General features: G+C 67.5%; 6 protein-coding genes and 1 pseudogene. 6 read left to right on the top strand and 1 reads right to left on the bottom strand.

All coding sequences use genetic code 11. The annotated features are described in order from the left end of the window. On the bottom strand, positions 1–443 hold a 443-nt coding region (locus tag A5646_RS02280), incomplete at its 3' end, for a PfkB family carbohydrate kinase (protein WP_231998216.1). A 156-nt stretch (positions 444–599) separates the two neighbouring features. Between A5646_RS02280 and A5646_RS02275 the strand changes: the two genes are divergently transcribed. The 6 genes and pseudogenes from A5646_RS02275 to A5646_RS02245 all read left to right on the top strand — a co-directional run. Further along, a complete protein-coding gene (locus A5646_RS02275; protein ID WP_067019560.1) occupies positions 600–2,792 on the top strand; it encodes an adenylate/guanylate cyclase domain-containing protein in 2,193 nt (730 codons plus the stop codon). Beyond that, on the top strand, positions 2,792–4,195 hold the full coding sequence (locus A5646_RS02270) for a mechanosensitive ion channel family protein (protein WP_067019557.1): 1,404 nt from the start codon (positions 2,792–2,794) through the stop codon (positions 4,193–4,195). Before A5646_RS02275 ends, A5646_RS02270 begins: the two co-directional genes overlap by 1 nt. Before the next feature lie 267 nt (positions 4,196–4,462). After that, the gene (locus A5646_RS02265; RefSeq protein ID WP_066867095.1) at positions 4,463–5,722 is read left to right on the top strand and encodes a glutamate-5-semialdehyde dehydrogenase; all 1,260 of its coding nucleotides are present in this window, start codon (positions 4,463–4,465) and stop codon (positions 5,720–5,722) included. Positions 5,723–5,759: 37 nt separating this feature from the next. Continuing rightward, positions 5,760–6,635, top strand: coding sequence for a MoxR family ATPase (locus A5646_RS02260; protein ID WP_007769847.1), 876 nt, complete (start codon positions 5,760–5,762; stop codon positions 6,633–6,635). Positions 6,636–6,645: 10 nt separating this feature from the next. Continuing rightward, positions 6,646–8,094, top strand: coding sequence for a VWA domain-containing protein (locus A5646_RS02255; protein ID WP_067019553.1), 1,449 nt, complete (start codon positions 6,646–6,648; stop codon positions 8,092–8,094). 298 nt (positions 8,095–8,392) lie between these two features. Continuing rightward, a pseudogene (locus A5646_RS02245) lies at positions 8,393–8,594 on the top strand (amidase); the annotation flags it as partial.

Raw genomic sequence — 8,594 nt, 5'->3', positions numbered from 1 at the left:
GCGGCCGCGACGGCCGTGGGCACCGGAATCTCGAGCTGGGTCAACATCACATCGCAGTCGCCGACGACCGAGCGGGCACGCTCGTCGCTGAGCGTGAAGCGGCCGTTGGCGCCCGGCGCCACCACGATCGTGTTCTCGGCGTTGGCGTCGACCACCACGATGGCCGTGCCGCTGGGTCCGGGGATTTCGACGGCCCCGTCGAGCCCGACGCCGTTGGCCTCGAGGTGCGAGCGCAATCGGCCCGCGGCCGCGTCATCGCCGAGCGCTCCGACGAACTGCACCGTCGCGCCCGCGCGCGCCGCCGCCACCGCCTGATTGCCCCCCTTGCCGCCGGGGGTGTGCGTCAACGACGACGCCAAAACCGTTTCGCCAGGCCGTGGAAGGGCGTCCACGCTCAACGACAGATCGAGATTCACGCTGCCCACTACACAAACGCGTGTCATGCCGCCGACGTTAGTCGGGCCGGGATGCCAAAGCACACCGGGGCGACCGGCACTTTCGACGCCGAATCGCGTCCTGGCAAACGCCGAATATCTCGATGTCCGCGCGATATTCTGCTGCGTTAGGGGTGCAGGATCGAACGAGAAAAGGGCAGGCGATTGACCACGAGCGAGCTGACGGACGCCGAACCCCATACCGATACCGGTCCGGCCCAACCGGCCGCAAAGCGCGTGCGGCAGCGCGCCCTGGCCCGCTTCCGGTTCGGTATCCAGTCCAAGATCTTGATCACGATGCTGCTGTCGAGCATTTTGGGTGTGGCGGTGATCGGCCTCATCGGCGCCGTGTCCGGCCGTAACGCGTTGCGCCAAGTCGAATCGGAACGGTTGATCGAGTTGCGCGAGTCGCAGAAGCGGGCCGTACAGGCGCTGTTCCGGGAGGTCTCGAATTCGCTGATCGTCTACAGCGGCGGCTTCAGCGTCAACGAGGCGATGACGACGCTGACCACCGGATTCGGTCAGCTGGGCAACGCCACGATCACGCCCGCGCAACAACAGTCGCTGGTCAACTATTACGACGACGACATGATCAAACCGATCAAGCGGATCACCGGGGACACCATTGACATCAGGGCGGTCCTGCCAAGTTCCAACGCGCAGAAATACATTCAGGCTTACTACACCGCCGCCCCCCGGCCGGGCCCCGACGGCCTGCCCGTCCAGGACGCCGGTGACGGCAGCGCATGGTCGGCGGCCAACGCCCGCTTCGACTTCTACATGCGCGGCATCGTGACCCGGTTCGACTATCAGGACGCGCTGTTGCTCGACATGCAGGGAAATGTCGTCTACAGCGTGATGAAGGGGCCCGATCTGGGCACCAACATCCTCACGGGCCCCTATCGCGAATCCAAGCTGCGGGAGGCATACCAAAAGGCCTTGGCGTCCAACGACCTCGACTTCGTCTGGATCACCGACTTTCAGCAGTACCAGCCGCACCTGGACACCCCCACGGCGTGGGTGGTGTCACCGGTCGGCATGAACGGCAAATTCGAAGGCGTGATGGCGCTGCCGGTTCCGGTCGCGAAGATCAACAAGATCATGACCGCCGACAAACGCTGGGACGCCGCCGGGATGGGCCCGGCGACCGAGACCTATCTGGCGGGCCCCGACGACCTGATGCGTTCCGATTCGCGGGATTTCATCGAGGACCCGAAGGGCTACCGGCGCCAGGCGATCGACGCCGGCACACCACCCGATGTGGTGGACCGAGCGCTCCGGCTGGGCAGCACCACCCTGGTGCAGCCGGTCGACACGGCCGGGCTGCGCGCCGCCCAGCGCGGCGAGACGGGGGTGGTCAGCGCCACCGACTACACCGGCAACAGGGAATTGGAAGCCTATGCGCCGCTGAGTATCCCCAATTCCGACCTGCACTGGTCGATCCTGGCGACGCGCGACAACTCCGATGCGTTCGCCCGGCTCGGCAGGTTCAGCAAGACGCTGGTGGTGGCGGTCGCCGCGATGATCTTCGCCATCTGTGTGGCCTCGATGTTCGTCGCGCAGGCCGCGGTGCGACCGGTCCGGCGTCTCGAGGAAGGCACCCGCAAGATCAGCTCGGGTGACTACGAGATCAATATCCCCGTCCGGCGCCGCGACGAAATCGGGGATCTCACAGCGGCTTTCAACGAAATGAGCCGCAACCTGGCCATCAAGGAAGAGCTGCTCAACGAGCAACGCCGGGAAAACGACCGCCTGTTGCTGGCGCTGATGCCCGAGTCGGTGCTGCGGCGCTATCGCGAGGGCGAGGAGACCATCGCCCAGAAACATCAGGACGTGGCCGTCATCTACGCCGACATCGTCGGCCTCGACGAGATTTCCAGCGACGTGCCGGAAGACGAATTGGTCGCGACCGTCAACGATCTCTTCCGGCAATTCGATTCGGCGGCCGAAGCCCTTGGTGTCGAACGGATTCGGACGTTCCACAACGGATATCTGGCCAGTTGCGGGGTGGTCACGCCCCGGCTGGACAGCATCCACCGCGCCGTCGACTTCGCCCTGGAAATCGGTCGCATCATCGATCGGTTCAACAGCCAGGCGGCACACCAGCTGGGGCTGCGTGTCGGCGTCAACACGGGCAACGTGGTCAGCGGGCTGGTCGGCCGGTCCAGCCTGGTCTATGACATGTGGGGCGGCGCGGTCAGCCTGGCCTATCAAATGCACAGCGGCGCACCGCAACCGGGCATCTATGTCAGCTCGCAGGTGTACGAGGCGATGCGAGATGTTCGGCAGTTCACCCCCGCCGGCACGATCTCCGTCGGCGGTACCGACCAGGCCATCTACCGGTTGCAGGAGCGCTGATGAACCTGTTCAACTCGTCGTGGTTCTATTGGGCGATCGGCATCGCGGTCGGGTTGCCACTCGGGTTGATCGCGCTCACCGAGCTGCACGACGCGCTGCTGCGCAGGAACAGTCCGCTCGCCAGGCAGGTGAGCCTGCTGCGCAACTACCTGCTGCCGCTCGGTGCGCTGTTGCTGCTGCTGGTCCAGGCCTCCCAGGTCCCCGCCGGCGACGTTCCGGTGCGCGTCCTCACCACGGTTTTCGGTCTGCTGGTGCTCGTCCTTGTGCTGTCCGGCCTCAACGCCACGATGTTCGAAGGCGCGCCCGAAAAGAGTTGGCGCAAAAGGCTACCCGGCATCTTCCTGGACTGCGCGCGGTTGGTGGTGATCGGCGTCGGCCTGGCGGTGATGTCGTCCTACATCTGGGGTGTGCGGATCGGCGGCATCTTCACCGCGCTGGGCGTCACGTCGGTCGTCATCGGTCTGATGTTGCAGAACTCCGTCGGCCAGATCGTGTCGGGCTTGTTCATGCTGTTCGAGCAGCCCTTCCGCATCGACGAGTGGCTGGACACCGGCACCGCGCGCGGACGGGTGGTCGAGGTCAACTGGCGCGCCGTGCACATCGATACCGGCAGCGGGATTCGGGTCATGCCGAACGCGATGCTCGCCGGCAATGCGTTCACCAATCTGAGCCGCCCGCCCGGCACCCACAAGCTGGCGGTGACGACCACGTTCTCCACCGTCGACCCGCCGGACCGGGTGTGTGCGCTGCTGTCGCGCATCGCTGAGGGGCTGCCCCAGCTCAAGGCCGGCAGCGTGCCGCGGACGGTCCCGGCGGGAGCAGGCGAGTACCGCACGACCATCGGGTTGAATTCACCGGCGGACGCCGGCGCCGCCAAGGCGATCTTCCTGCGCTGGGCCTGGTATGCCGCGCGACGGGAGGACCTGCACCTCGACGGCGCCGACGACGACTTCTCCACCATCGAACGGGTCGAGCATGCGTTGCACACGGTGGTGGCGCCGGCGCTGCGGATCGGCGCCGAGGAGCAGCGATCGCTGCGGTCCGCCGCGAGGATCGTCCGATACGGCGCCGACGAGGTGGTGGAGTACGCCGGCCAGGTGCCCACCACCATGACGTTCCTGGTCGCCGGGCGCGTCCAGCTGACCGCGACCGCCGACGACGGGTCGACGGTGCCGATCAGCACGCTGGTCGAGGGGTCGTTCCTGGGGCTGACGGCGCTGACCCGGCAGCCGAATCTGGCCAGCGCGTACGCGCTGGAAGAGGTGACGGCGCTGGAAATCGACCGGGAACACATCGAACACCTGGTGACGCGGGCACCCCTGCTGCTGCAGAACTTTGGCAACATCATCGAGGAGCGGCGCAGCAAGGTGCGCAGCGCCCGGCGCGGTGAGCGGGTCGGGTAGTGGCGATCGCGAGCGCGGCGGTGCCGGGCGATGCGGGTCGCCACCGTCGGTGGTAGTGGCGATCGCGAGCGCGGCGGTGCCGGGCGATGCGGGTCGCCACCGTCGGTGGTAGTGGCGATCGCGAGCGCGGCGGTGCCGGGCGATGCGGGTCGCCACCGTCGGTGGTAGCGGCGATCGCGAGCGCGGCGGTGCCGGGCGATGCGGGTCGCCACCGTCGGGGTAACGGGCCGCCTCACCCTGGCTTTTTTCGCCGGATACCCTGGTTCAATGAGTCTGCAAGCACCATCGCTTCCTGACTTGCGCCAGGAGGTGCACAACGCCGCACGCCGCGCCAGGGCCGCATCCCGTGTCCTGGCGTTGTTGCCGACGGTTGCCAAGGACCAGGCGCTGAGCTCCGCGGCCGACGCGATCACCGCCCACACCGAGTTGATTTTGTCGGCCAACGCCGAAGACCTCGAGGCCGCCCGGGCCGCCGGGACGCCCGCGGCGATGCTGGACCGGTTGGCATTGGACTCCAAGCGCGTTGAGGGCATCGCCGCCGGCCTGCGCCAGGTCGCCGGGCTGCCGGACCCGGTCGGGGAGGTGTTGCGCGGCTACACGTTGCCCAACGGGCTGCAGCTGCGTCAGCAGCGGGTACCGCTCGGGGTCGTCGGCATGATCTACGAGGGCCGGCCCAACGTGACCGTCGATGCTTTCGGTTTGGCGCTGAAGTCCGGCAACGCCGTGTTGTTGCGCGGGAGTTCGTCGGCGGCCCGGTCCAACCAGGCGCTGGTCCAGGTGCTGCGCGCCTCGCTGGTCAGCGAGGACCTGCCCGCCGATGCGGTGCAATTACTTTCGGCCGATGATCGCTCGACCGTGACGCATTTGATCCAGGCGCGCGGCCTGGTCGACGTAGTGATTCCGCGCGGCGGCGCGAGCCTGATCAATGCGGTGGTTCGCGACGCGCAGGTGCCCACCATCGAGACCGGCGTCGGTAACTGCCACGTGTACGTGCACGACGGCGCCGACCTGGACGTGGCAGAGCGAATCCTGCTGAATTCCAAGACCCGTCGGCCCAGCGTCTGCAACGCCGCCGAGACGCTGCTGGTCGACGTCGCGATCGCCGAAGAGGCGCTGCCCCGGCTGGTGAACGCCCTGCAAGACGCCGGCGTGACGGTGCACGGCGGATTCTCCAAGGATGCGCACGAGGACGACCTGCGCCGGGAGTACCTGTCGATGGACATCGCGGTGGCGGTGGTCGACGGCATCGACGCCGCGATCGCGCACATCAACGAGTACGGCACCGGACACACCGAGGCCATCGTGACCACCAATATGGCTGCGGCGCAGAAGTTTACCGACGGTGTTGACGCTGCCGCGGTGATGGTGAACGCGTCCACCGCCTTCACCGACGGCGAGCAGTTCGGTTTCGGTGCCGAAATCGGCATCTCCACCCAGAAACTGCATGCCCGCGGTCCGATGGGGCTGCCCGAATTGACCTCGACCAAATGGATCGCGTGGGGAGACGGACAGACCCGTCCGGTCTGATGCCCCGCGTGCAGCAAGTGCTTTAGGAGAACCGATTGTGAGTGTGCCCGCCCGGTCCAAGCCGTTGTTCGACGACATCGACGACGTCTCGCGGCGGTTGGCCGAGACCGGCTACCTGCCCGACACCGCCACCGCGACGGCGGTGTTCTTGGCCGACCGGCTCGGCAAGCCGTTGCTGGTGGAAGGCCCGGCCGGCGTGGGCAAGACCGAGTTGGCCCGCGCCATCGCGCAGGCCACCGGCTCGGGCCTGGTGCGCCTGCAGTGCTACGAGGGCGTCGACGAGGCCCGCGCGCTCTACGAGTGGAACCACGCCAAGCAGATCCTGCGTATCCAGGCCGGGTCGGGGGACTGGGACCAGACCAAAGACGACGTGTTCAGCGAGGAGTTCCTGCTGCAGCGTCCGCTGCTGACCGCCATCCGGCGCACCGAGCCCACGGTGCTGCTCATCGACGAGACCGACAAGGCCGACATCGAGATCGAGGGCCTGCTGCTGGAGGTGCTGTCGGACTTCGCGGTGACCGTCCCCGAGCTGGGCACCATCACCGCCGAGCGGACGCCGCTGGTGGTGCTCACCTCCAACGCCACCCGCGAACTCTCCGAGGCGCTCAAGCGTCGATGCCTGTTCTTGCACATCGACTTTCCCAGTCCCGACCTGGAACGCCGCATCCTGCTGTCGCGGGTCCCCGAGCTGCCCGCGCACCTGGCCGAGGAGCTGGTGCGCATCATCGGCGTGCTGCGCGGGATGCAGCTCAAGAAGGTCCCGTCGATCGCCGAGACCATCGACTGGGGCCGCACGCTGCTCGCGCTGGGCCTGGACACCATCGACGACGCCGTCGTGGCGGCCACGCTGGGCGTGGTGCTCAAACATCAATCCGACCAGCAGCGCGCGACCGGCGAACTGCGGCTGAATTAGGAAGTCTGCGATGGCCACTCGCCGTGTCCGACCCACCCGGCCGCTCGCCCCGCACGGGCTGCCGGGCCACCTGGTGGGATTTGTGGAAGCCCTTCGCGGGGCGGGGATTTCGGTCGGCCCCTCGGAGACGGTGGACGCCGGTCGGGTGATGGCGACGCTCGGCCTGGGCGACCGCATGGTGCTGCGCGAGGGCCTCGCGTGCGCCGTGCTGCGCCGCCCGGATCACCGCGAGACCTATGACGCGATGTTCGACCTGTGGTTCCCGGCGGCGCTGGGCGCACGCGCGGTGGTCACCGAGGACGAGGCCGACGACTCGCCCGACGACGGCGCGTTGCCGCCCGACGACGTCGAGGCGATGCGCCAGATGCTGGCCGATCTGCTGACCGAGAACCCCGACCTCGCCGACATGGACGAGCGCCTGGTCGCGATGATCGCTCGGATCGTCGAGGCCTACGGCAAATACAGCTCCAGCCGCGGCCCGTCTTTCTCGTCGTATCAGGCGCTCAAGGCGATGGCGCTCGACGAACTCGAGGGCAAGCTGCTGGCCGGACTGCTCGCCTCGTACGGCGACGAACCCACACCCAGCCAGGAAGAAATCGCCAAAGCTCTTGCCGCGCAGCGCATCAGCCAGCTGCGTAAGCTCGTCGACGCCGAGACCAAACGGCGCACCGCGGAGCAGCTGGGCCGCGATCACGTCCAGATGTACGGCATCCCACAGCTTTCCGAGAACGTGGAATTTTTGCGCGCCTCCGGTGAGCAGCTGCGCCAGATGCGCCGGGTGGTGGCGCCGCTGGCCCGCACGTTGGCGACCCGGCTGGCGGCGCGCCGGCGGCGCAGCCGGGCGGGGACGATTGATCTGCGCAAGACGCTGCGCAAGTCGATGTCCACCGGCGGGGTGCCGATCGACGTCGTGCTGGCCAAGCCACGTCCGGCGCGCCCGGAACTGGTGGTGCTCTGCGACGTGTCCGGTTCGGTCGCCGGCTTCAGCCATTTCACCCTGTTGCTGGTTCACGCTCTGCGCCAACAGTTCTCACGTGTACGGGTGTTCGCCTTCATCGACACCACCGACGAGGTGACCCACATGTTCGGCCCGGAAGCCGATCTGGCGGTGGCGATTCAGCGGATCACCCGCGAATCCGGCGTCTACAGCCGCGACGGCCACTCCGACTACGGCAACGCCTTCGCGTCGTTCGTGCAGGCGTTCCCCAATGTGCTCTCACCGCGGACTTCGCTGCTGGTGCTCGGCGACGGCCGCACCAATTACCGCAATCCGGAGATCGAGCTGCTGAGTCACATGGTGACCGCCAGCCGGCACGCGCACTGGCTGAATCCCGAGCCCAAGCACCTGTGGGGCAGCGGTGATTCGGCGGTCCCGCGCTATCAAGAGGTCATCCCGATGCACGAGTGCCGGTCCGCCAAGCAGCTGGCCGCGGTCATCGACCAGCTGCTGCCCGTATAGCCTCGGCACCGAAGCGCTCGGCGCATGGCCATATGCTCCACTGCGGCGGATTGCGCTCATCTTCCCGGCCTCCGGGCGCCGATCTCGGTGCGTTGCGGGCGCCCGCGGCGCGGACCACGACCGCCCGCACGATCTCAGGCACCGCAGCCATCAGGCCGAGCCACGAAACCGACGTCAAAATCGACCCCGACTTGGCGGGCGTGCCCGCCCAATCGTCATTGCAAGTCGTCAAGTGCAACGGCGACGATCAGGGCGAGTCGTACGTGCAGCACCCGTGACGAACAAAGGAGTTTCGCCAGTGCGGCTATGGCAACTGCCCGCGACCGAACTCGCCAGCTTGGTCCGAAAGCGCGAAGTCTCGGCGCGCGAGGTCGTTGAGGCGGCCTTGGATCGGCTCGATGACGTCAACGGTGCGATCAATGCGGTGGTTGATCATCACCGCGACGAGGCATTGGCCGCCGCCGCCATGATCGACGAACGGCTGCGCCGCGGCGATGAGG

Origin of the sequence: Mycobacterium sp. 1245499.0 (genome assembly GCF_001673615.1) — a bacterium.
Taxonomy (GTDB): domain Bacteria; phylum Actinomycetota; class Actinomycetes; order Mycobacteriales; family Mycobacteriaceae; genus Mycobacterium; species Mycobacterium europaeum_A.
Note: the sequence above shows the minus strand (reverse complement) of the source record. Positions and strands in the feature narration are given on the sequence as shown.